This is a genomic window from Cyanobium sp. Cruz-8D1 (assembly GCF_024345975.1).
Taxonomy (GTDB): Bacteria; Cyanobacteriota; Cyanobacteriia; order PCC-6307; family Cyanobiaceae; genus Cyanobium.
In genome coordinates this window covers 26,747-49,126 of the sequence record NZ_JAGQCD010000026.1, presented here as the reverse complement: position 1 = coordinate 49,126, position 22,380 = coordinate 26,747, and the positions used below count along the sequence as shown (strand labels likewise).

The 22,380-nt window shown below is 62.0% G+C and carries 19 protein-coding genes and 2 pseudogenes; 12 read left to right on the top strand and 9 right to left on the bottom strand.

Translation table 11 applies throughout. The annotated features are described in order from the left end of the window. Together KBZ33_RS14960 and KBZ33_RS14955 are read left to right on the top strand one after the other, a co-directional pair. A pseudogene (locus KBZ33_RS14960) lies at positions 1–273 on the top strand (transposase); the annotation flags it as partial. A gap of 322 nt (positions 274–595) precedes the next feature. Further along, complete coding sequence (locus KBZ33_RS14955) at positions 596–1,852, top strand: hypothetical protein (RefSeq protein WP_254954040.1); 1,257 nt, start codon at positions 596–598, stop codon at positions 1,850–1,852. Positions 1,853–2,517: 665 nt separating this feature from the next. Here the strand turns inward: KBZ33_RS14955 and KBZ33_RS14950 are convergent. From KBZ33_RS14950 to KBZ33_RS14935, 4 genes and pseudogenes are all read right to left on the bottom strand, one after another. After that, on the bottom strand, positions 2,518–5,133 hold the full coding sequence (locus KBZ33_RS14950) for a glycosyltransferase (RefSeq protein WP_254954041.1): 2,616 nt from the start codon (positions 5,131–5,133) through the stop codon (positions 2,518–2,520). A 727-nt stretch (positions 5,134–5,860) separates the two neighbouring features. Next, positions 5,861–6,217, bottom strand: a pseudogene (locus KBZ33_RS14945) (sugar phosphate nucleotidyltransferase). A 254-nt stretch (positions 6,218–6,471) separates the two neighbouring features. Continuing rightward, positions 6,472–7,644 carry a hypothetical protein gene (locus KBZ33_RS14940; protein ID WP_254954043.1) on the bottom strand — a complete coding sequence of 391 codons (1,173 nt, stop codon included), beginning with the start codon at positions 7,642–7,644 and terminating at the stop codon, positions 6,472–6,474. Continuing rightward, on the bottom strand, positions 7,641–8,780 hold the full coding sequence (locus KBZ33_RS14935; protein WP_254954044.1) for a glycosyltransferase family 4 protein: 1,140 nt from the start codon (positions 8,778–8,780) through the stop codon (positions 7,641–7,643). Before KBZ33_RS14935 ends, KBZ33_RS14940 begins: the two co-directional genes overlap by 4 nt. 32 nt (positions 8,781–8,812) lie before the next feature. Between KBZ33_RS14935 and KBZ33_RS14930 the strand changes: the two genes are divergently transcribed. From KBZ33_RS14930 to KBZ33_RS14910, 5 genes are all read left to right on the top strand, one after another. Next, positions 8,813–9,772 carry a fatty acid desaturase gene (locus KBZ33_RS14930; RefSeq protein ID WP_254954045.1) on the top strand — a complete coding sequence of 320 codons (960 nt, stop codon included), beginning with the start codon at positions 8,813–8,815 and terminating at the stop codon, positions 9,770–9,772. A gap of 56 nt (positions 9,773–9,828) precedes the next feature. Continuing rightward, positions 9,829–11,007 (top strand): glycosyltransferase family 1 protein, encoded by a 1,179-nt coding sequence (locus tag KBZ33_RS14925; RefSeq protein ID WP_254954046.1) that lies wholly within the window; start codon positions 9,829–9,831, stop codon positions 11,005–11,007. 74 nt (positions 11,008–11,081) lie between these two features. Continuing rightward, positions 11,082–12,101: an SIS domain-containing protein gene (locus KBZ33_RS14920; RefSeq protein WP_254954047.1), complete on the top strand. Its 1,020-nt coding sequence runs from the start codon at positions 11,082–11,084 to the stop codon at positions 12,099–12,101. Further along, on the top strand, positions 12,098–12,943 hold the full coding sequence (gene kdsA, locus KBZ33_RS14915; RefSeq protein WP_254954048.1) for a 3-deoxy-8-phosphooctulonate synthase: 846 nt from the start codon (positions 12,098–12,100) through the stop codon (positions 12,941–12,943). The genes KBZ33_RS14920 and kdsA overlap by 4 nt, the downstream gene beginning before the upstream one ends. Position 12,944: 1 nt before the next feature. Further along, positions 12,945–13,523, top strand: a complete 579-nt coding sequence (locus KBZ33_RS14910; RefSeq protein ID WP_254954049.1) for an HAD family hydrolase — start codon at positions 12,945–12,947, stop codon at positions 13,521–13,523. A gap of 9 nt (positions 13,524–13,532) precedes the next feature. Here the strand turns inward: KBZ33_RS14910 and kdsB are convergent, their stop codons facing one another. Next, on the bottom strand, positions 13,533–14,345 hold the full coding sequence (kdsB, locus tag KBZ33_RS14905) for a 3-deoxy-manno-octulosonate cytidylyltransferase (RefSeq protein ID WP_254954050.1): 813 nt from the start codon (positions 14,343–14,345) through the stop codon (positions 13,533–13,535). A 380-nt stretch (positions 14,346–14,725) separates the two neighbouring features. Between kdsB and KBZ33_RS14895 the strand changes: the two genes are divergently transcribed. After that, complete coding sequence (locus KBZ33_RS14895) at positions 14,726–14,920, top strand: DUF2252 family protein (protein WP_254954051.1); 195 nt, start codon at positions 14,726–14,728, stop codon at positions 14,918–14,920. Further along, a complete protein-coding gene (locus KBZ33_RS14890; protein ID WP_254954052.1) occupies positions 14,901–16,019 on the top strand; it encodes a DUF2252 domain-containing protein in 1,119 nt (372 codons plus the stop codon). The genes KBZ33_RS14895 and KBZ33_RS14890 overlap by 20 nt, the downstream gene beginning before the upstream one ends. On the opposite strand, the gene KBZ33_RS14885 is transcribed toward KBZ33_RS14890, so the two are convergent. Continuing rightward, the gene (locus tag KBZ33_RS14885; protein ID WP_254954053.1) at positions 16,004–17,248 is read right to left on the bottom strand and encodes a mechanosensitive ion channel family protein; all 1,245 of its coding nucleotides are present in this window, start codon (positions 17,246–17,248) and stop codon (positions 16,004–16,006) included. The genes KBZ33_RS14890 and KBZ33_RS14885 overlap by 16 nt on opposite strands. Further along, positions 17,245–18,480 carry an extracellular solute-binding protein gene (locus tag KBZ33_RS14880; RefSeq protein WP_254954054.1) on the bottom strand — a complete coding sequence of 412 codons (1,236 nt, stop codon included), beginning with the start codon at positions 18,478–18,480 and terminating at the stop codon, positions 17,245–17,247. The genes KBZ33_RS14885 and KBZ33_RS14880 overlap by 4 nt, the downstream gene beginning before the upstream one ends. Before the next feature lie 333 nt (positions 18,481–18,813). Here KBZ33_RS14880 and KBZ33_RS14875 point away from each other — a divergent pair, with 333 nt between their 5' ends. Beyond that, entirely contained in the window at positions 18,814–18,993 is a 180-nt protein-coding gene (locus KBZ33_RS14875) for a hypothetical protein (protein ID WP_254954055.1), read from the top strand. Between the two features lie 163 nt (positions 18,994–19,156). On the opposite strand, the gene KBZ33_RS14870 is transcribed toward KBZ33_RS14875, so the two are convergent. Continuing rightward, a complete protein-coding gene (locus KBZ33_RS14870; protein WP_254954056.1) occupies positions 19,157–19,501 on the bottom strand; it encodes a PilZ domain-containing protein in 345 nt (114 codons plus the stop codon). 162 nt (positions 19,502–19,663) lie between these two features. Beyond that, on the bottom strand, positions 19,664–20,134 hold the full coding sequence (locus tag KBZ33_RS14865; RefSeq protein ID WP_254954057.1) for a thioredoxin: 471 nt from the start codon (positions 20,132–20,134) through the stop codon (positions 19,664–19,666). A 154-nt stretch (positions 20,135–20,288) separates the two neighbouring features. Between KBZ33_RS14865 and KBZ33_RS14860 the strand changes: the two genes are divergently transcribed. Further along, complete coding sequence (locus KBZ33_RS14860; RefSeq protein ID WP_254954058.1) at positions 20,289–21,263, top strand: DnaJ C-terminal domain-containing protein; 975 nt, start codon at positions 20,289–20,291, stop codon at positions 21,261–21,263. A gap of 70 nt (positions 21,264–21,333) precedes the next feature. After that, positions 21,334–22,335: a porphobilinogen synthase gene (gene hemB / locus KBZ33_RS14855; protein ID WP_254954059.1), complete on the top strand. Its 1,002-nt coding sequence runs from the start codon at positions 21,334–21,336 to the stop codon at positions 22,333–22,335. The last annotated feature ends 45 nt before the right edge of the window (positions 22,336–22,380 follow it).

Genomic DNA, 22,380 nt, shown 5'->3' with positions numbered 1-22,380 from the left:
TTGCGCACCACGCCAGAAGCTCTGCTGCGACAGGTGCGGGACCGTTGGAGCATTGAGAGCTGGCACTGGATCCGGGACACACAGCTGCATGAGGACGCCCACCGTTACCGGGGCAATGGCGCTGGCGTGATGGCGAGCCTGCGAACGGCAGCCCTCAACCTGCTGCGCCTCGCCGGATTTCAGTCGATCCGAGCCGGCCTACAGGCGGTGATGCATGACATCACGACGCTGCTGGAGATGGCGATGCGCCAGCCAGAACCGAACCCATGCTGAAACTTTGAATCAGCCCTGCTTGGGGTGGGGACTACTTCCTCTTGACGATCATAGCCAACCTGAAGATGCTGCATCGCTGTTCGGCGACGATTAGGTAGGCGCGACCGCCTACGTAGTTGACATCGGGCCGGGCAATGGCTTCGCACGATGGCCACGCTGCGGACTGTAGCTTTCAACCTGCCGCGGCTCGCCGGATTTCAGTCGATCCGAGCCGGCCTACAGGCGGTGATGCACGACATCACTGCGCTGCTGGCGACTGCGACGCCAGCAGCCAGAGCCTAACTCATGTTTAAACTTTGAGTTAGCTCTGGCTAAAGAGGCGATGAAACCAGCCAAAGGCAGGGCGAATGGCCATGGCTTTGGCCACGGCCAAGACCTGTGCGATACTTGTTCAATGATGCTCTATGCACCAATGAATGACTGGAGAGTCTTTGTCAAGGAGACGCAGGTTCTTTTGAGCCAAAAATCATATTTTCAAGCAGAGATCAAAATTCAAGAGGGTCTTTACAGCTACCCCTATCAGGCCAGTCTCCTTTCCGTTGCCAGCGCTGTCTATCGTGCGGCGGGCAGCCGAGAGAAGTCTTTAGAATGTGCACAGGCCTTGATCAGTCATCATCCAGGCAGCTGGAAAGGTTATGGCCTTGCGGCACAGGATCTAATTGCTTTGCAGAGACTGGAAGAGGCCAAGCTTCTCACTCAGCAGGGGGTGGAAAAGTTCCCTCAACAAGCCAATATTCTGACCATTGCAAATGATATTTATCGTACTTTAGGCGACCGCAACAAGTCCCTTGAATATGCTCTGGGCCTGATCTTTCATCATCCTGATAATTGGAAGGGATATGCTCGTGCGACGCAAGACTTGATTGCGCTCAAGCGATTTGATGAGGCGCGTAACAAGATCCAGGATGGCTTGGATCGCTTTCCTGGGCAGGCAAATATCCTTGATGTTGCATATGATGCTTATCGTGTTTCAGGCGACCGCAACAAGTCTCTTGATTGTGCTCTGGAACTGATCTTTCATCATCCTGACAATTGGAAGGGATATGCTCGTGCGTCGCGAGACCTGATTGCGCTCAAGCGATTTGATGAGGCGCGTAACAAGATCCAGGATGGCTTGGATCGCTTTCCTGGGCAGGCAAATATCCTTATTGTTGCAAATGATGTTTATCGTGCCATAGGCGACCATAACAAGTCCCTTGATTTTGCTCTGGGCCTGATTTATCATCATCCTGGCAATTGGATGGGCTATGCCCGCGCGACGCAAGACCTGATTGCGCTCAAGCGATTTGATGAGGCGCGTAACAAGATCCAGGATGGCTTGGATCGCTTTCCTGGGCAGGCCAATATCCTTATTGTTGCAAATGATGTTTATCGTGCCATAGGCGACCATAACAAGTCCCTTGATTTTGCTCTGGGCCTGATTTATCATCATCCTGGTAATTGGATGGGCTATGCCCGCGCGACGCAAGACCTGATTGCGCTCAAGCGATTTGATGAGGCGCGGGTAAAGGTTAAAGTGGGATTGTCGCGCTTCCCCGGTATCGGTAGCATGCAAGTGCTTGCAGCACAGCTGCATTGAGCTTGTGCATCATGGTTCATGGCGATTGGCCGGCCAAAGCGGTTTCGGCCATCTGCTTCGTGGGTTGGGGTGGCCTCCAAGTCGTGTGGGACACATTATCCCAAGAACTACAAAGCCGCGCAGGTTGAGGTGCTCAACTCTTACTTTGTCAATGAGTCTACAGTCACTGTTAACTCTGAGTGGGATGGCTAACTTGCTAATTCAGTGTAGGCCACTTTGAGAGTTCTTGACCCCAGTGAACAGTGAGGTCTTTCATGGCAGTTCTCCCAAGTAAAACGAGTTAGCAAGACCTTCGCATCCTAGCCATACTCATAGGTCCTGACATACGCCGCCCCAGAATTATGGTTCGCCACCGACGTTCCACCAAGCTGTTGTTAAAGTAGCGCTTCCGGTGGAAAGCTGACGAGAATGATTGGGCTAGAATGGAATGATGCTTGGTGGGGCCTCAAGAACCTGACCTTCAATTTCCTTCGTTATCTCTAGCGCTCTTCCCATGTAGCAACTGTTGCATGAATCTCCTGGAGAGGGTCCCATGATTCAAGCGATCTCGTCGATGGTTTAGATAAGATTCTCTTGCTCTGCCGCCTCTTCGGCGGCTTTTTCATGTCCGTAGAGACCTTGCAAATTGCTGATTATTCGAGGTGCTCATTGTAATAATGGTGCTATCATGATTGGACTGGCTTCTCATGTACCATACAGCTAAGTAATGCAGATGCCGCCGTAACGGAGTAATTCATCATTTCAACAGCGGTTTCTTGAAGTTGACGTGCAGTACGTTCGCGCGCTTCTTGGCTCATTGACTCAAAATTGAAAACAGCATTCCGGACTGATGCATGCATATCATCATTGCTTGAGAAGATATAGGCGTCATTAACGTTACGCATTTGGCCAGCTGGACCTCCGTCTTTATGGACTACTGGAATGCAGCCATTAACCAATGCTTCAAATACAGAAATCCCAAAATGTTCAAACTTTTCAGGACTCTTTTTGGGCTCCGATCCCAGTCCAGTAGCATGAATATAAATAGATGATCTCTGGTAGAAACTTAGAATAACTTCTCTTGACGCATTGGGGAGGACTTCCGCATGAAGACCGTCTAAGATTCCACATACATCAGAAAAGTGGCGAGTTGACGATCTCTCCGTATGATTTACAGAGCCGGCTATCACAAGCTTCCAGTCACTTGAAATAAATCCATTTGAAAGTAGATTTTTGAACATGTTGGCAATTAAATGCTGATTCTTGCAGTGACCGTCATAATTAAAGCGACCGATAGATAAAATTATCTTTTCCTTCTGAGCACTTTGATCTGTGTGCAAGAATGGCTTTTTGGCGATTTCCTTGTAAAACCCCAGAATTGGATTTATGACCATCATGCTGTGCTCACCCCAATACGTCTTTGCCCATTCCTGAGTGAAACTTGAATTGTGCAAGAACAGGTAGGAAGCCAAAAACTCTTGACTCACATTCTTATGCGGAAACGAAACGATATAATATGATTTGGTGGCGCGGGAAACCAAGTTTGATTGATATGTAGAATTTACAAAGACGTCAAATCTTTGTGTTAGGCTTTCCGATATGTTAGAAGAAATGAGCTTTTTGACACCCTCGAGATTTATGTTATAATACGTAGCCAGTTTGCGCCTGGAAAATCGTTTCTCCGATATGAGATAGACTTTGTAGCCAAGGCTCATCGCGAGACACGCGAAATCGAGTGCATGCTTTTCGCCTCCACCTAGTGAGCTCCAATATGAATTATAGATCCCAATAGTAAATTCTCCATGTGCTGATATAAGCTTGGAGGGTTGAATATTGATTAGGGCTGCATCGTAAGCCGAAAGTCTCTTGGTTAGGCCCGCATGCTTGCCTTCGCTAATCTGCATGTAATCTATGTGTAATCTATCGATTGCTCTCTGTCCTGAGCATGAGGTGATGGATTGGTAAATTATAGAGCTTCTATTAACGAGAGTATTCCACAGCCTGCTGCCCTCACTAGTACTCTCAGAATGCCTATGATAAACAATTGCAGATGGCACATAAAGTATATTCATCTTGTTTGATCTAATCCAAAAGCTGAGCTCTGAGTCCTCAAAGTAAGCGAAATATTCACTTATAAAGATTTTTCTGGCTACAAACAAATCTCTTCTTAGTAGTACGCAGCATCCGCAGAATGCATCGCGATAAGCCCTCTGTCCGTATTGTCCATGGTCAACTTCGCCAAAACCAACATCAAATACTTCCCTGCTTTCAGCGCGAATACCAGAGCCGCAGTTGTTGATCAAATATCTAGATGCTGAATGAATCTGGCGGCTTAGGTCAATCTTGTAAAGTCTTTTCTCAAGCGTAGCATCAATGTGGAAAGGAGTCTCACCGCTGCCTTCAAAGTCAACAGCTACATCCGCATGACTGCAGCTTGAATCGGAAAGATGTAGGAGGAATTCAATGCTTGAGCTCAGCTCGTCAATAGCTATATCTAATGAAATTCTCGAATTCTCGTCCGACTCCACAATCGAGCCTGCTTTTAAAGTCCCTTCCCTTACAAAGAACTTCTTGTAACTTGCGAATTTGAGAATGGGTGCAATATCTAGGGTAAAAGGTAGATGTCTTGTTGAGCTAATTGTAATCTTAGTAAATGGTTTGGAAAAGAAAATGCGCGGGGAAGCCGCAGCGGCAGTGTTGTCAATTGATATTGCGTGGACCAATTCTTTGAGCGTCTCACGCTGGAGCTCCGTGTCTGGGTTCAAAAGGAGAAGAAGCTCCCCCGATGCATACTCTAGGCCAATGTTATTACCTTCGGCAAACCCAGGATTGTCAGCTTGGACATAACGCAGGCTATCAACATGGTCTTGCACTAAAGAATACGTGTCTTCGTCCCCATTCTCAATGAGAACCAGCTCCCAGTTTAGATAGCTTTGCAGTGTAAGTGTCGGCAGAAGGCGCAACAGATCACGACCTGAGTTATAGGAGACAACTATTATGCTTACCAATGGCGATCCTTGGATTCCTCCAAGATCCCTAAGTTCTTGGTGCCAGGGATAGATGTAAGGGTGCGGTTCGCATGAAGTAACTTCTTCGCTTGCAAACGAATCAAGAATGCTCTTCGGGTAGCCTGCTTTGGTGAGCTCCTTGACTAACCGGCGAAGATCGCTCCATTGGCCATTGGCCTTTAGTTTTCTAAGCTCTAGAATTGGACTTGTCATTTTAGGTATTGGGTTTGTCTGACTGCCTGATTGGTTCGGAGGTGGGATGAGTGAAGGTATGCCATGAAAATTGGCAAACATCAGGACTGCTTGTGATGCAAAACCTGAGGCTTGCTTTGAATGGTAGCTGGTGTGGTGTCCTCATTGGTACTGGGAGAAGTGCCTTGGTACTATGCTTCGATGAGATACTATAGGCCTAGTCATAGTTTTTGTTGTGAAAGCAGTTGGCTCTGCTTCGCATTGGCTGCCAGCGGCTGCCGTAGCAGAAGGAATGATGCCAAGGTTCCCGTCAAACTCACCAAGGGGCTCTCCGGCATAACTGGCCCTATCACGTACATGGCTATGTCAATTCCAATGCTCCAAGATCCAGCGCATAGTGGTTTCCAGACATGCTTCAAAGCTGGGGCTTGGCTGTCAACCCAGCTCAGTGTTGACGCGCGTTGGCTAGTTGGCGTAATGGCGATCATTGCCCCAAGCTGATCACGATGCTGTGAGGATCCCATGCAAGCAACAACTAGTTGAGAGCGCTGTAGAATGCTGTAATCAATTGCTAATTTGTGGGTTCGCCATGGCCAACCACGCGGAAACTGCGGCCTAACTCTTCGAAGGCCGCTGCCAGTAGCTGGGCCTCGGAGTGATCTTCTACGTACAGTCAGTTGCTCAAGTTCTGGCCGTCGCCAAAGAGTGAGATCGGCTTGCCAGCCTCCGCCTTGAGGATCACCACCGGGATCTGGTTCACCGGAAATTGCCACGGGCGGTAGTTGCTGCTGCAGTCGGTTGTCACTAACGGTAGGCCAGAGGTGTGGTGCTAGGCGTTCAGCAGGTTGTCGCCCACCATCAAGGCCGCAGGCCCTTCCGCCAGGAAATCCGCCCCAATCAGGAAGGCCTGGGCTAGACCATCGGGACTGGGCTGGATGGCGTACCGGATGGCCATCCCCCAGGCCACTCCATCTCCCCAGCAGTCGCTTGAAGGCGGGCTGATCCGTTGGCGTGGTGACGATCAGCACCTCCCGGATCCCCCCAGCATCAGTGTGGTGAGGGGGTAGTACACCATCGGTTTGTCGTACACCGGCATCAGCTGCTTGCTGACGGCGCTGGTGAGGGGGGGCAACCGGGTGCCGCTGCCGCCCGCCAGGAGAACGCCTCGGCGCTGGGCTGAAGCCATCAATGGAGCAATGCTGCAGTAATGCAGATGATCCCACAGGAAAACCCGTTGGCGCTGCCAGCGAAGCCAAATTGTCGAGCGTTGATCCGAAAGGCACGGTCAAGGCACTTGGACACCGTCTCGATTCGCAAGGGCGTTCCTTAAAATCTGATTGGATTGGACGGGTTTCCCATGAACAGGCCAGTTATCAGAAAGAACCAGGCAAAAACTCGGGAAGAGTGACCAGGCATTGGCCGTGAATTGAACAGCCCCCATCAACCCACCTGCTGAACCCCCTCCAGCCAATGCCCAATCGGAGCCACTCGCCGCACAGCGGCCATCTTCAGGCGGCGCGACAATCGGACCCGTCGCTGCTTGTTGGCCAGCCTGTCGCAGTAGAAGGATTCCTGGATGGTCTGGCTGTTGATGGCCTGGAGGTGACGCAGGCAGCTCAGCGCATCGCAGAACTGGCCGTTGCTCCAGTTGAAATAGCGCGGATAGTGCCCCAGCATGATCGCGGCGAGTTGATGGAGGTTCAGTTGGCGGTCGCGGCCGGTCTGCTCGGCCCAGTCGTTGGTGAGCCCCCAGCCCGCGTAGGCGGGGGTGCCGTAGGTATGCACAGGCTTGGCGCGGATCAGCGCTTCCAGGCCGGCCGTGGAGGAGATCACGTGCACCGCATCCACGGCATCCATCCAATGGCTGATGTCGCTGTCGCAGGCCAGTTGGTCGCAATACTGATGCCATCGATGGGCACGGTTGCCGCGTAGGTAGCCCTTGCGTACATCATTGGGATGGGGGCGGTAGACAATCCACGCCTCCGGATGCTGCTCCCGAATCGCCTGGAGCAGGGCCTTGTTGCTGCGGATGGGGCTGAGGCTTTTGCGCAGGGCCTGATCGCCTTCCACCTGGCCCACGGCGAGGATCGTGGTGCGGTGCCGCGGAGGCAGTGAGGTTGTATCCAGGGCAGGCTGGGAGAGATTGCATTTGTTGAGCCGATGCTCGCGGATGAAGGCCACCAGCTCCTGGCCAAGCTGTTCGTCGGCCGTGCTCAACGGGTGCTGGTTGAGCAGCTGTTGCAGTTGCGAGGGGGCCTGGGCGTCGTAATGCACGCCCAGACGATCCAGCAGCAGGGAGTAATAGAAGCTGCCGGTCAGCCCCAGCCCGCGTGAACTGATGAAACCATCCTCCGCCGTGACGATCTTCAGGTGCGGATGGGCGGCCAGAAGCTCGTCAGGGATGGTCGTCTGGCGGCCCCACACCAGCAGGTGGTCGACCTGGCGGTAGGCCGAGGCGCTGCGGGGTAGCCTCGTGCAGAAGCGAACACTCGTGGCCCCGCGCAGATACTCCTGCAACACCACCCGTTTCCAGCGGCGGGCCACCACGCACAGCCAGCGGCCATGGTTGCTGGCCATGGTGGAGGCGTGGAGGTCGTCAGTGGCTGTGTTCACCAGGCCCTCGGTTGGCGGCGTACCTGCTCGATGGCGGCGCGGTAGCGGGGCAGCAGGTTGCTCCAGCCGAAACACTGGCCAACCCAGGCGGCTGCCCGCTCGCTCTGCTGTTGCCGCTGTTGGCCTGTCAGGGCCAGCTGGGCCTGAATCCCCTGGGCGAAGGCTTCCGCATCCCGTGCCGGCAGCAGTGTTCCGTTGGCATCGCTGATCACATCGGTGATGCCTTCAATCCGGCTCGCCAGGCAGTAGAGGCCATGGAGGCCAGCTTCCAGCATCACAATCCCGAAACCTTCCATATCCCGATTGATTCGCAGGTTTGGCATCACGAACAGATCGGCCAGCCGGTACACGCTGGATAAGTCCCCATCCTCTAGGAGTCCCAGCGGAAACACTCTGTGCTGTAGGTCACGTTTTTCTATGGCCCTGCGAATCTCACTGGCCTGGGGGCCGCTGCCCACCAGCCACAGGTGGACATGCTCCGGCAGCAGGGGCATCACCGCATCGACAAACCAGGCAAAACCCTTGCGCGGAATCTGGCGCCCCACGGCGAGGCACACAAACGTGCCGGGCACCTTGGTCGGGACGCGCTCGCTGCCGGTGACGGGGGGGAGTGATGACCACCGCTGGCCGATGCCATTGGGCAGCACCTCCAGGCGATCAGCAGGACAACCCCGCTCCAGGCAGGCGTGGGCGGTGGCACGGCTGACGCCGATCACGCCGTCCAGCTGGCCCAGGCTGCGCCGGATCCACCACTGCGCGATCGCTGGCCCCTGGGTGATGTCCAGCCCATGGGCGATGGCCATCAGCCTCAGTCCCCGGCGTCGCAGCAGCGGTGCCAGCAGGGGCAACAGCAGTGCCGGGTTCAGCGAGGCAAACAGCACCACATCGGCGCGCCCCAGCCAGACCTGCCTGATCAGCCGCCAGGGCAGGGCCAGAAAAAACAGGGGCACCCGCCAGCCGATCTCTCGCCTCGGGCAGGCCAGAACCACCCTGCTCAGCGTCACGTCGTCCAGGCTCCCCAGCTGGGTGAGCAGATCCCGGGCCGCCCGTTGCATACCCCCGGCGTTGCTGCTTGGGGCCCGAGCCGGCGCCATGCAGTGACTCACAAACACGAGCCTCAGGGCGCGTGGTTTCATGAGACTCTTGGCCCCGGCAAGCTTTTAGCCCATTGCGCCCGAACCTTAACCCAGGTGTATTTCTGCGCTCCCCCACCGGTGAGCAGCCCCACCCGGCCAGGCGGCGCCATCTGCTGCGGCAGGTGCCGGAGGTGAAACGCCTCTGCCGGCCCTACCCGATCACGGCCCTCTGGATCCTCGCCCTGGTGGCCACCCAGTGGGGGCTGGCCCTGGTGGCCGTCCCCCGCTTGCCCTGGCCGGCTGTGCTGCTGCTGATCTGGCTGGTGGGTGCGCCCCTCAGCCACGCCCTGTTTGTGCTGATGCACGACTGTGCCCACGATCTGGTGTCACGCCATCGCTGGCACAACCAGGTGCTGGCCATCCTCTGCGACCTGGCCCAGGCCATCCCCTCGGCCGCCAGCTTTCGGCGGTATCACCTGCGCCACCACGCGGCCATGGGCCAGCTGGGTGTCGATGCCGATCTGCCCACACCCCTGGAGGCACGGCTGGTGGGCCACTCCACCTGGCGCAAGGCGCTCTGGATGTGTGGCTTTGGCCTGAGCGTTGCCCTTCGGCCCTTCTCCAGCCAGGCCATGGCAGGGCCCAGGGGTTGGATGGCCCTGAATCTTGTGCTGGTGCTACTGGCCGATCTGACGGTGCTGAGGGCCGGAGGTGGTGTGGCCCTGGCCTATCTGCTCGCTTCCACCCTGGTGGCCCTGGGGCCCCATCCCCTCGCGGGCCGCTGGCTTGCGGAGCACTACGTGTTCTTCCCCGGGGAGCAAACAGCGTCGATGTATGGATGGGCCAATCGCCTGGCCTTCAATGTGGGATACCACATCGAGCACCATGATCTGCCTTCGGTGCCATGGGTGGCCTTACCCCGGATCAGGGAGTTGGCTCCTGATCTCTATCAACAGCCGTCCCATCGATCCTGGGGAGGCTGCCTGTGGCGATTCATCACCGATCCCAGCCTTTCGCCCTACTCCAGGTACCTGAATGAGCGTTCCTACTAAGCCGCTGAGCCTCGATGGCGTCCATGGGAGGTGAAGGCCCCCGCCTGAGCACAGACTTGACCGGTACCCACGACGAGTCCCTGCCGGAATTGCGGGTGGCGCTGTTCACCGGCAACTACAACTACATCAAGGACGGGGTGGCGCTGACCCTGAACCGGCTGGTGGCCTTTCTGCTGAAGCGCGGCGTGGCCGTTCTGGTTTTTGCGCCAGCCGGCCCCGTTGCGGCCTTTGAGCCCGCGGGCGAACTGGTCCCGGTACCCTCCATGGCCATTCCGGGCCGCTCGGAATACCGTATCGCGCTGGGCTTCCCCGCAGCCGCGCGGCTGCGGCTTGCGGATTTCAGGCCCACCCTCATCCACATCGCCGTGCCAGACATTCTCGGCTACAAGGCGCTGCGCTATGCCAAACGGCAGGGGCTGCCAGTTGTTGCCTCCTTCCACACCCGCTACGACACATACTTCCGCTTCTATGGCGCGGGCTTCCTGGAGCGGATGGCCACCGCCTATCTCCGCTGGTTCTACAAGCGGTGCCGGCGTGTCTACCCGCCCTCGCCCTCCATGGCCGACATCATCCGGCAGGAAGGCATGTCGGACCATATCGAGGTGTGGGCGCGGGGCGTGGACAGCGGGCTGTTCAGCCCTGCCCGGCGCGATCCTTCCTGGCGGCGCTCGCTCGGCATCGGCGCTGATGACGTGGTGATCAACTTCACCGGACGGCTGGTGAAGGAGAAGAACACCGATCTCGCCGTCCGTGTGCTGACGCTGCTCAAGAAGCGCGGCGTTGCGTTCCGCGCGCTGTTCACAGGCGATGGCCCCGAGAGGAAGGCGATGCAGGCCGCCTTGCCCGATGCGCTGTTTCCCGGCTTCCTGCATGGCGAGGAACTGGCGCGCGCCTATGCCAGCTCCGACATCTTCTTCTTTCCAAGTGAAAGCGAGACCTTCGGCAATGTGACGCTGGAGGCCATGGCGAGCGGGTTGCCGGCAGTCAATGCCTTGGCCAGTGGCAGCAACTCACTGGTGGTGCCGGGGGAGACCGGCTTTATCGAGCCTGCGCGCGATGCCGGGGCCTTGGCAGACCGGCTGGAATTACTGGTGCACGACGGAGCCTTGCGCAGCTGCATGGGCGAAAAGGCCCGCCAGCGGGCCCTCACCTTCAGCTGGGATGCGATCCTCGCCGGCCTCCTCGACAGCTACCGGCAGGTGCTGGTGGAAACCGGCCGTGGCCGCGGCGCCTGAGAACCCCTGCATTGGACTCCCGTGGCGCCGCCGCCCTGCAGGGCTGAGAAGATGACGTTTCCCCGTTCGTCGCCGTGTCTGCCCTCAGCCGCTGCTTGCAGGAAGAGGCGGCAGCCATCGCCCTCGCCGCCGATCGCCTCGATGCCGCCCAGGTGGAAGCCGCCTTGGAGCTGCTCGCGAGCGCTCGAGAGCACCGCGCCAAGCTGGTGCTTTCCGGAATCGGTAAGAGCGGCATCGTCGCCCGCAAGATCGCCGCCACCTTCTCGTCCCTCGGCCTGACAGCGGTGTTTCTCAACCCCGTCGATGCCCTCCACGGTGATCTGGGCATCGTGTCGGACAGGGATGTGGCCCTGCTGCTCTCGAACAGCGGCGAAACCGAGGAGCTCCTGGCGATCCTGCCCCACCTGAAGCGCCGTGGGGCCGCCTGCATTGCCCTGGTGGGTCGCCTGGCTTCCAGCCTGGCCCGGCACTGCGATGTGGTGCTGGATGGCTCCGTCGACCGGGAGGTGTGTCCCCTGAACCTGGCCCCGACCGCCAGCACGGCCGTGGCGATGGCCGTGGGTGATGCCCTGGCCACGGTGTGGATGGAGCGGGCGGGCATTTCCCCTGCCGACTTCGCCGTCAATCATCCCGCCGGGATGCTCGGACGGCGTCTCACCTTGCGCGTGGCCGATCTGATGGTGCCGGCCCACGAACTCACCCCCCTGGCGCCCGATGCGCCGCTGCCGCTCGTGATCACCCAGCTCACCCAGGGCAGTCCCAACCGAGGCAGCCTCGGCGCCACTTGGGTCCACGCCGAAGGGGACCCGCAGCGCCTGGCAGGATTGATCACCGATGGGGACCTGCGTCGTGCCCTGCAGCGCCATGGCCCCCACCACTGGGTGTCAATGACGGCCGTTCAGATGGCCACCGTCCATCCGATCACCGTGGCCCCCCAGACCCTTGCGGCCGAAGCCCTGGCGCTGATGGAGCGCAATCCGCGCCAGTCGATCTCCGTTCTGCCCGTGGTGCACCCCGACCAGCCATGGCAGCTCCAGGGGCTGCTCAGGCTCCATGATCTGGTCCAGGCCGGCCTCTGCCCTGGGGAGCGATGAGCCCTCCTGGCGCAGCAACGGTGCCCTTCCGCCTCATCGCGGGCCCTTGTGTGATCGAGAACCGCGATCTGGTGTTTCAGGTGGCGGATCAGGTCAGTACTCTCTGCCGCCGGCTGGGGGTGGAGTACGTCTTCAAGGCCAGCTTCGACAAGGCCAACCGCAGTTCCGGCCAGTCGTACCGCGGCCCCGGCCCCGACGAGGGGCTGGCCATCCTGGCGGAGGTGCGCGAGCACTTCGGGGTGCCGGTGCTCACCGATATCCACGAAAGCCATCAGGCGGCTGCCGCCGCCGAGGCGGTGGATGTGCTGCAGATCCCGGCCTTCCTCTGCCGCCAGAGCGACCTGCTGGAGGCCGCCGCCCGGGCGGTCGCCGGCACGGGGAAGTGTGTGAACGTCAAGAAGGGCCAGTTCCTTGCTCCGTGGGACATGGCCCAGGTGGTGACAAAACTGGCCGATAGCGGCCTGGAGGCCGGCAGCGGCCGGCTGTGGCTCACCGAACGCGGCAGCAGCTTCGGCTACAACACCCTGGTCGTCGACTTCCGCAGCCTGCCCCAGCTGCAGGCCCTGGGCTGCCCGGTGATCTTCGATGCCACCCATGCGGTGCAGCAGCCCGGCGGGCGCGGCACCAGCTCCGGCGGCCAGCGGGAATTCGTGGCGCCCCTGGCGCGGGCGGCCATGGCCGTGGGCGTGGACGGGCTGTTCCTTGAGGTGCATCCCGACCCGGAGCAGGCCCTCAGCGACGGCCCCAACATGGTGCCGCTGCATCGGCTGGAGGCGTTGTTGCGCCAGCTGCTGGCCATCCGCGCGGTGCTGGCAGGCGGTACGGCCGACAGCAGCCTCTGAGATGGAGAGTCTGGGCGGCCTGGGTCTGCGCTCGTTGTTGCAGCGGCAGCTGCTCACGCCACGCCTGCGCCAGATCCGTCTGCTGGTCTGTGATGTGGATGGCGTGCTCACCGATGGCGGCCTCCTCTACGACGAGGACGGCCGGGTGCTGAAGCGCTTTGACGTGCGCGATGGACTGGCGGTACGGATGTTGCAGCGGGCCGGCATCTCCGTGGCCCTGCTCAGCGGCGGCCGCGGCGGCGCCACGGAGCAGCGGGCCCGTCACCTGGATATCGAACACTGCCGCGTGGGTGTGGGCGACAAGCAGCAAGGCCTCGTGCAGCTGCGGGCCGACCTGGGCCTGGACCGTGACCACACCGCCTTCATCGGTGACGACCTCAACGACCTGGCCGTGCGGCCGGTCGTCGGTCTGCTGGTGGCGCCGGCCGATGCCGCCCGGGGGCTGCGCCGCCAGGCCGATTGGGTGTTGCGCCACCGCGGCGGCGCCGGCGCCCTGCGCGAATGCGCCGAAGCCCTGCTCGCCAGCCAGGGGCTGCTGGCCGCGCTGCACCGCCATGGCTGGCGGGAAGGCAACAGCTGATCAGGGTCCTCAGGCCTGTGACAGGAACAGGGCACGGGCCTGCTCCAGCTGGGCGGGGGTATCCACCGCAAAGCAATCGGCCGCCACGCGGAAGGTGGCGATGGGGATGCCGGCTTCGATCAGGCGCAGCTGCTCCAGCTTCTCCAGCCGTTCCAGCGGTGACGGGGGCAATCCGCTCCAGCCGGCCAGGACATCGGCCCGATAGCCGTAGATGCCCACGTGGCCCCAGTAGGTGGTGCGGCTGTGCCAGTGCTCCGGCGTCAGGTCGCGCACGTGGGGCAGGGCACTGCGGGAGAAGGTGATCGCCCGGCCATCGCTGGCGCGCTGCACCTTCACGATGTTGGGATCGTGGATCTTGTCTGGAACGAGTGGATAGACCGGTGTGATCACCGGCAACCAGACGGCCGCCCCAGCGGCCTCAGCCGCCGCTCCAGAGGCCTCAGCGATCATCGTTTCGAGAATGGCTGGATCCAGCAGGAGCTGATCAGCCTGCACATTGATCACCAGGGTGCGCTCCGCCGGCGCGCCACCGGCAGCCACCAGGTCCGCCACCACGCTGGCCAGCCGCTCGCTGCCGCTGCCGCAGTGCTCAGAGGTCGCCAGGGCTTCGTATCCCCAGCGTCGGACCGCTTCCAGCACCGCGGCGCTGTCGCTGCAGGCCAGCACCGCCGCCACGCCCCGAGCCTGGCCGCAACGCTCCAGCACGTGGCGCAGCATCGGCTGGCCGCCGACATCGGCCATCACCTTGCCCGGCAACCGTGACGAGGCCAGCCGCGCCGGCACGGCCACCACAACAGCAGAGGCGGATCTTCGCTCAGCCATCCACCCGGTGCCTGGACAGTGGACCGGAGCGTAGGCGGCCAGAGGTGGCAAGATGGGAGAGCTCGTCTTCGGACGAACTAGGTGGTCCACACCAGTGTCTCGGACAGCGGTTCGATTCCGCTCAGCTCCATTCCCCCCCGACCCACCGGTCATCACGGGGCTGCAATGGTTTCGACGGGGCATGAGGAGGGTGACTGAAGCCTGCTCGGTAAGAGCGAACCCGTAACAGCGAACAACATCGTTCGTTTCTCCCGTCAAGCCGCCCCTGTGGCTGCCTGACACTCTTAACGGAGACGGGGTGAGGTCAGCCTTGTCACCCAAATGACCCATGGGGCCTGGAAGGGCCCTTTTCAGTCGGTGGCCACCTGCCGGGGTTCCGAATGACCAGCCAGCGCCCCGATCCCATCGCCGTCCTGCGCCAGCAGGAAGCCCATCGCTTGCCCTGGCTGCTGCCACTGCGCCATGCGCGCATGGCGGAAAGCCCGCTGGCCTTCTTCCGTGGTGCTGCGGCCCAGATGGCCATCGACCTGGCCTGGCAGCCCCCATTCGGGGGTGATGGTCCAGCTCTGCGGTGATGCCCACCTGATGAACTTCGGCTTCTATGCCTCCCCGGAGCGCACGCTGGTGTTCGGGGTCAATGACTTCGACGAGACCCTGCCCGGCCCCTATGAATGGGACCTCAAACGGCTCCTGGGCAGTGTGAGGCTGGCGGCCGACAGCCTCGGGATCGCCGCGGACGACGCCCGTTCGATCGTGCGCCAGAGCGCCCGCCGCTACCGGCAGACGAACCGGGATTTCATCCAGCTCGGCTATCTCGACCTCTGGTATTACCGCGTCGATGTGGCGGCCTACCGCGAGGGGGTGAAACACCGGCCCCTGCGGGAGTCCCTCGATGCCATCGCCGAGCAGGCCCAGCACAACGACAACCGTCGGGCGGCGCGCAAGCTCTGCCAACGGGACGCCGAAGGCGTGCTGCGCTTCCGCCATGACCCGCCCCTGCTCTGGAGCCTGGAGTCGTTGGCCGGCCAGGGCGCTGACCCCAGCCAGCTGCGCCGGTTCGTGCAGCACTCCATCGAGCGCTACAGCGCCTCCTTGCGACCGGAGATGCAGTGGCTGGTCGGGCGCTACAAGGTGCTCGACTTTGCCCTCAAAACCGTTGGCGTTGGATCGGTGGGCACCCGCTGCGCCATCGTGTTGCTGCAGGGCCGCGATGACGACGACCTGCTGATCCTGCAAGGCAAGGAGGCGGGAGCTTCGGTGCTGGAGGCCCACCTGGGTGCGAGCACGGCGGGCTCCCCGGGCGAGCGCGTCGTGCGCGGCCAGCGGCTGATTCAGACGGTGAGCGACAGTTTCCTCGGCTGGGTGGAGGCCTCCCCCGGTGGCGTGGCCAGCTATTGGCGTCAATTCCGCGACTGGAAGGCCATGGTGCAGCTGGAGAACCTGGATCAGGAGGCTCTCGCCGACTACGGCGCCCTCTGTGCCGCCGTGCTGGCCAAGGCCCACGCCCGTTCGGGCGATGGCGAGGCCATCGCGGCCCATCTGGAAGCCCAGGGCGACGCCGATGACGCCCTGGCCGACGCCGCCTCGGCCTCTGCCGACCAGACCCGCGCCGATCACCAGCGCCTGGTGGCGGCGATCGCGGACGGCGAACTGGAGGCTCAGCCGCTGGGCTGAGCGGGAGGCCCAACCGGGGGCCGCTCGATCACGAGGTGGGGGTAGGGCAGCGCGATGCCCAGCACCTGGAACCGCTCCACGATGGACTGGAAGACGGCGCTGCAGAGGCTGCGGTTTTTGAACGGAGTGGCGATCCAGAACTTCAGCACGTAGTCCGCTCCGCAGTCCCCCATCCCCTGCAGGTAGGCCTGCGGGGGGAGATGGGTCTCCACACCCGGCACGGCGGCGGCGATCTCCTCCAGCAGGCCCAGGATGGTGCTGATCGGCTGGCTCTCATCGACGCTGATGGCGATCTGGGTGCGAAAGAGGGTGCGGCCGACGCTGAATTCAACGGTGCTGCTGTTGAAGAAGGTCTGGTTGGGGATCACCAGCTCGGCATTGTCACGGTCGCGCCAGAGCCGCGTGGCCCGCAGGCCCAGGCGCCGCACTTCGCAGAAATCGCCATCCAGGGCCACGATGTCGCCCGGCCGCAGGGAGCCCTCGAACAGCAGCCACAGGCCGCTGACGAAATTGCCGAAGACCTCCTTGACGCCAAAGCCGAGGCCCACCGACAGCCCCCCGGCGATGGCCAGCACGGCGGTGCTGTTGAAGCCGATCGTTTCCAGCACCGCGATGGTGCCGAGGGTGATCACCGCGTAGCGCACCATCAACCCCATGGCGCGCACACTCACCCGTTCCAGGGCAAAGACCCGTTTGAGCAGCCAGGCCACCCCCAACGACGGTGGCCCCGAAGAGACCATGAGCAGATAGAGGGCCACCACCAACCGCGTCAGGTCGCCGACATTGACCGTCGCTCCCACCCACCGCCCCAGCGGGATCAGCGCCAGTTCGGCGCGGGTGTCCAGCAGTTCGATCAACGACCACACCAACCCACCGAACAGGAAGGGGCGGATCAGCAGATAGCGCAGCGGCTGCATCTGATCGGCGGGGAGCCAGCCGGTGCTGCGACGCAGCAGCAACTCCGACAGCTGCAGGCTGGCCACGAAGGCGATCAGCAACAAGGCCAGCGTCACCGGCTGCTGGGCGATGGCCAGCAGGCCGCAGCCCAGGCCTCCCATCACCACGGTGGCACCGAGCTCCAGCGCCCAGTGCCGAGTCGTGCGCCCAACGCGCCTGGCCAGCAACTGACCGCCCACCACGACCAGGCCCACCAGGGCGAGCTGGAGGAGCACCTGGGGCCGGCTCAGCATCGGCAACCAGCCCAGGATCTGGCCGAACAGGTCGTTCATGGCGCCGGAGCCAGGGCCTTGATCACAGCTGCGGTGGCGTCCGTTGCGGTCAGCTCACCGAAGGCCACGGCGGTCACGAGGCGACTGAGGGCACGGTCGCGCGGTTCACCGGCAGGCAGCAGCTTGGAGATGGCATCGCTGGCGTCGGCCTGCTCGACGGACCGTTGCATGGCCTTGAGCACGGGGGTGTGCAAAGCCGAGGGCGGCACGAAACGGTTGGTGGGCAGCATGTCCTGGTTGTTCGTGGTCAACGTGCTCTGGATCCAGGGATTCAGTGCAAAAAGGGCCAGGGCTTCCGCCACGTTTCGCTGCCGGGCCGTGGAGCCCGTGCCGAAGGCCAGCACCCGCAGTCGCGTGATCGGCGTGGCTGGTCCGTGGGGACCACTGGGAAGCTCGCTCACCCCGAGGGCGGTCCCCAGGGTCTCGCGCAACCGGCTGAGGTTGCCGCTGTTGCAGGGAATCCAATCCAGGCGCCGCTCCAGCAGACCTTGCACCAGCGCCTCCTGGTCGGGCTCAAGGAAGACCTGTTGGTTGAAGTTGGCGGCGGAGAGCCATTCCAGCCAGCGCATCAGTCCCTGCCGTTCGTCGGCCTTCAGGGGGCGCCCGGCCGCGGCGGCAATGAGCGCCTGATCGGCCCCCAGCGGGCCGGTGCTCCAGAAGAGGCTGCGCGATTCCACCGCCAGTCCCACCCGCAGTCCCCGGCGGGCCTGGTTGATCAGGGCGACGGTGGTGGCAGGGCTGGCGGCCACTCGGTCGCGGTTGTAGCAAGCCAGTTGTGGTCGCCTCAGGATGGGCAGTCCCGCCACAGTCGTGGGCGTGATCTCCAGTCGCGCCAGGGAATCCGGGTCCAGCTGGTTGCGGGTGGCCCCGGGAAGCCTGAGCCCCCTGGCCAGATCGGCGTCCACCAGGGTGTGGGCGGTGGAGCCAGGCAACAGCATCAGATCAGGGCCGAGGCCTGCGGCCTGGCGCCGGCGCACCTCCGCGATGAATTCACTTTCGCGAAAGAGGTTTGTTTCGATCGCCACATGGGGGTGCAGTTGGCGAAAGGCCTCGACGATCGTCTGTGCCTGAAGCACCTCCTCCTGCAGGATCGCTTTGGTCAGCGGCTGGTCGCCCTCGACGCTGATGGCCAGATAGGCGGTTCCGCTCACGTCCTTCGAACCGAGGCCGCAGGCGGAGAGAAGGGTGAGGGGCAGGACCACCAGCAGGACAGCCTTGGTTGTTGCTCTCATGGGAGGCAAGGAGCGTGCAGCGAAGGCCGGGTGGTTGGCCTGGGGGGAAGCCGACGAACGTTGTGGTCAGGGTTGTTGCCCATGCTCCTCTTGCTCTCTGCCGTGGTCCAGACGTTCTGAAGGGAGTGGTCGATCGATCCTGGGGTCTTCCCTGCGTGGATGGGCCGTGAGGGACCTGGCATGTGGTGCTGTCTTGATGGTATGAGCAGCCTTTCGCTATGGACCTTCCTCGCGCCTGGCCTGCCGGCTCTAATCAGGAGACCGCCGCGTGGAGATTGACAGAGTGAGGAGCCGATCTTGCTAGGAGAAGGTTCTGTCTCGAATCTCACGGCCATGAAATCCTTCAAGCACTGCAGCGCTCTGGCGTTCGCGGTGGCCGCCCTCGCTGTGGCGATCCCCTCGCTCAGCCATGCACGACCCAACCCCGGCGGGGTCGGTGGTCCCGCCTCGGGAGCCGGGGTGCGCCCTGGCCTGGGCTACGGGGCTCCCGGGGCGGGGATGGATCGCCGCTGATCCCTGCGGAAGGCGTCGGCGAGTGCCGTGTTGCAACCATGCCGAGACAGAGCGTGGCTGTGAGGGTGGAAGGGCGCAGCGTCATGGCCGCTGTCGCGTTGACGCCGAGAGGACTGGCGAACTGACCAGATGTGACTCGAAGGCGGGCACAGTCCTGACTGGTTCAGGCAGGGTCCGTTTTGATCAACAACCTTAGAAATGTCTTGGAAATGTCGAAGCCCTCCTCAAACCTCAGCCCGATGTAGTGGGCGCCCCTGAGTTGGTTCATCCAGACCAGCTCTCCCCTGGCCTCGATGAACTCCGCCTCGGAGGGGTCGTGGAAACGGATCTGGGCCGGCGATCCCAGGGGAACCTGCTGGAAGCTGCGGATGCAGGCCCCGGAGCGACTCACATCCCAAAGGTGTCCTAGATAACAATCATCCTGAAAAATTACCTCAACTTTTATGAGAATCTGAAAAAAAGGTGCTGAAAACTTCGGTTCTCGGGCCGGAAGTGTTGATTCCTTCATGTCCCTGAGGTGAGGAGATTGGCTCCAGACAGGTTTCAGTGTTCTGCAGAAATCGGTTGAAAGACTCTACCAAAAAAAGCAATTTAGTCTACCCGGACTTCCGCGCTATGGCGCCACTTGGGTGGCGCGTTCAGCACAGCCAATCGCACGCCAGGCCCTGGTTCAGGGAGTGCCGCTGGCCGGCGTCTGGGAGAAACCGCTCCAGCGCTTCAGCTCTTCGATCGTCTGCACCCCTTCCACCCGTTTGCTCCCCAGGACCCAGGTGGGGTAGGCCTTGATGTCAGCTTGCTGGCAGCGCTCCCGACCCTGCTTGGTCTTGTCGCACTCCACGTAGGGCAGTTGATTGCCCGCCTGCTGGCCGAAGAGGCTTTTCTGGCGGAAACAGGCCGGGCACCACCAGGCGCCATAAAAGACCGCCCCGATACGACGCAGGTGCTCCGTCAGCTCCAACTGGGCGCTATCGGATGGTGCCAGGGCCTCCCCCAGCGTGGGGGTGGTGGAGCTCCCGGCCTGACCCCCATGGGCGGGGGTGGTGAGGGTCAACGCCCAGCCCAGCAGGGTGGGCAGTCCGCCCAGAAGCAGCAGTGTCCGCAGCGCCGATGCTCGGGTGGCCTTCTCGGAGGGGGAGGTCAAGCGCTTCGGCGGGCGAACTCGGCTGAAAATCTAGGCCGCACCCCTGGCCCCGTACGGGCTTCCGCCCTGCCAGGGCGTGGGAATTCAGCGACCGGACTGGGACAATTTTCTCGATGAACGGTGACCGGCGCCCTGGCGACATGAGCGTGACGAGATGAGTGCCAACGGGTACCGCGACTATTTCAAGGTGCTTGGCGTCGAAAGGGGCACCGATGCCGATGGCATCAAGCGGGCCTTCCGCAAGCTGGCCCGCCAGTACCACCCGGATGTGAATCCCGACGATGCCTCCGCCGAGGGCCGTTTCAAGGAGATCAGCGAGGCCTATGAAGTGCTCTCCGATCCCGAAAAGCGACGTCGCTACGAGCAGTTCGGCCAGTACTGGAACCAGATGGGTGGCGGCGGCGGGGCTCCCGGCGTCGATGTCGATTTCGGCCGTTACGGCAATTTCGACGACTTCATCAACGACCTGCTGGGCCGTTTCGGCGGCGGGGCTGCAGCCGGTGCCCCCGGCGGCTTCGGCTTCGGCAGCGGTTTCCCCGGCGGTTTCGCCTCCGGTTTTGGTGGCCCCGCTGCCGCACGCGCCACCCAGGTGCAGCTCGATGCGGAAGCCACGATCAGCCTGCCGGTGGCCGATGCCTTCCGCGGCTGCGAGCGCACCCTGGCCGTCAACGAGGAGCGGGTGCAGGTGCGCATCCCCGCCGGTGTGAAGGACGGCAGCCGCCTGCGGCTCAAGGGCAAAGGCAACCTGCAGCCCGGCACCGGGCGTCGCGGCGACCTTTACCTCACCCTCAAGCTCCAGAGCCATCCCGTCTGGCGTCTCGACGGCGACCAGCTGCGGGCCGAACTTCCCTTGAGCCTCGACGAACTGGCCCTTGGCGGTGAGGTGCGGGTGGCCACCCCCGATGGGGAAGCCACGATCCAGGTGCCCCCCGGCATGACCCTGGGCCGCAGCCTGCGGCTCAAGGGCAAGGGCTGGCCGGTGAAGGACGGCAGGGGAGATCTGCTGTTCACCCCGACCCTGAAGCTGCCCGACAGCCTCAGTCCCCAGGAGCGGGACCTGCTGGAGCAGCTGCGCCAGGCCCGCAGCGTCGACCCCCGCAAGGACTGGATCAGCGCCGCCCTGCTCTGACCCCCCAACCGGCCCGCCGATCAAGCGCCGGAAGGGCTTTCCGTAGGATCCGGCCAGTCAGAACGGCCCCATGGAGCTCACCTATCGGCCCCGCCGGCTGCGTCGCACGCCGGCCCTGCGGGCCATGGTGCGGGAATTTCAGCTCAGCGCCGCCGATTTCATCTATCCGCTGTTCGTCCACGAGGGCGCGTCCAACGAACCGATCGGCGCCATGCCCGGCGCCCAGCGTTGGAGCCTGGAGGGCCTGGTGGCCGAGGTGGGCCGGGCCTGGGATCTGGGCATCCGCTGCGTCGTGCTGTTCCCCAAGGTGGCTGATGGCCTCAAGACCGAGGACGGCAGTGAGTGCTTCAACGAAGGTGGGCTGATCCCCCGGGCGATCCGCCGCCTCAAGCAGGAGCACCCCAACATGGCGATCATGACGGATGTGGCCCTTGATCCCTATTCCTGCGACGGCCACGACGGAATCGTGAGTGCCGAGGGGGTGGTGCTCAACGACGAGACCATCGCCCTGCTCTGCCGCCAGGCGGTGGCCCAGGCCCGGGCCGGAGCGGATCTGATCGGCCCCAGCGACATGATGGACGGACGGGTGGGGGCCATCCGTGAAGCCCTCGACGAGGAAGGCTTCGAGCACGTCGGGATCATCAGCTACACCGCCAAGTACGCCTCCGCCTACTACGGACCCTTCCGGGAGGCGCTGGATTCCGCCCCCCGGGCCGTGAGCACCAAGCCCATCCCGAAGGACAAGAGCACCTATCAGATGGATCCGGCCAACGGCCGCGAAGCCCTCACCGAAGCCCTGCTCGATGAACAGGAGGGGGCCGACATCCTGATGGTCAAGCCCGGCCTGGCCTACCTCGATGTCATCCATCGCCTGCGCGGCGAGAGCGAGCTGCCCATCGCCGCTTACAACGTCAGCGGTGAGTACGCCATGGTCAAGGCCGCCGCCGAGCGGGGCTGGATCGACGAGCGGGCGGTGGTGCTGGAAACCCTGCTCTGCTTCAAGCGCGCCGGCGCCGATCTGATCCTCACGTACCACGCCTGTGACGCCGCCCAGTGGCTGCGCGACGGCTGAGCCGCACCGCTTGAATGGGGGAATGAACCGACGTTTCCCCTTCCG

Bases quoted from the DNA above. Each gene is read 5' to 3' on its own strand.
- KBZ33_RS14955 (WP_254954040.1), top strand. From the start codon at position 596: ATGAAACCAGCCAAAGGCAGGGCGAATGGCCATGGCTTTGGCCACGGC.
- KBZ33_RS14950 (WP_254954041.1), bottom strand. From the start codon at position 5,133: ATGTTTGCCAATTTTCATGGCATACCTTCACTCATCCCACCTCCGAAC.
- KBZ33_RS14935 (WP_254954044.1), bottom strand. From the start codon at position 8,780: ATGAAACCACGCGCCCTGAGGCTCGTGTTTGTGAGTCACTGCATGGCG.
- kdsA (WP_254954048.1), top strand. From the start codon at position 12,098: ATGAGCCCTCCTGGCGCAGCAACGGTGCCCTTCCGCCTCATCGCGGGC.
- KBZ33_RS14910 (WP_254954049.1), top strand. From the start codon at position 12,945: ATGGAGAGTCTGGGCGGCCTGGGTCTGCGCTCGTTGTTGCAGCGGCAG.
- kdsB (WP_254954050.1), bottom strand. From the start codon at position 14,345: ATGGCTGAGCGAAGATCCGCCTCTGCTGTTGTGGTGGCCGTGCCGGCG.
- KBZ33_RS14895 (WP_254954051.1), top strand. From the start codon at position 14,726: ATGACCAGCCAGCGCCCCGATCCCATCGCCGTCCTGCGCCAGCAGGAA.
- KBZ33_RS14890 (WP_254954052.1), top strand. From the start codon at position 14,901: ATGGTCCAGCTCTGCGGTGATGCCCACCTGATGAACTTCGGCTTCTAT.
- KBZ33_RS14885 (WP_254954053.1), bottom strand. From the start codon at position 17,248: ATGAACGACCTGTTCGGCCAGATCCTGGGCTGGTTGCCGATGCTGAGC.
- KBZ33_RS14880 (WP_254954054.1), bottom strand. From the start codon at position 18,480: ATGAGAGCAACAACCAAGGCTGTCCTGCTGGTGGTCCTGCCCCTCACC.
- KBZ33_RS14875 (WP_254954055.1), top strand. From the start codon at position 18,814: ATGAAATCCTTCAAGCACTGCAGCGCTCTGGCGTTCGCGGTGGCCGCC.
- KBZ33_RS14870 (WP_254954056.1), bottom strand. From the start codon at position 19,501: ATGAAGGAATCAACACTTCCGGCCCGAGAACCGAAGTTTTCAGCACCT.
- KBZ33_RS14860 (WP_254954058.1), top strand. From the start codon at position 20,289: ATGAGTGCCAACGGGTACCGCGACTATTTCAAGGTGCTTGGCGTCGAA.
- hemB (WP_254954059.1), top strand. From the start codon at position 21,334: ATGGAGCTCACCTATCGGCCCCGCCGGCTGCGTCGCACGCCGGCCCTG.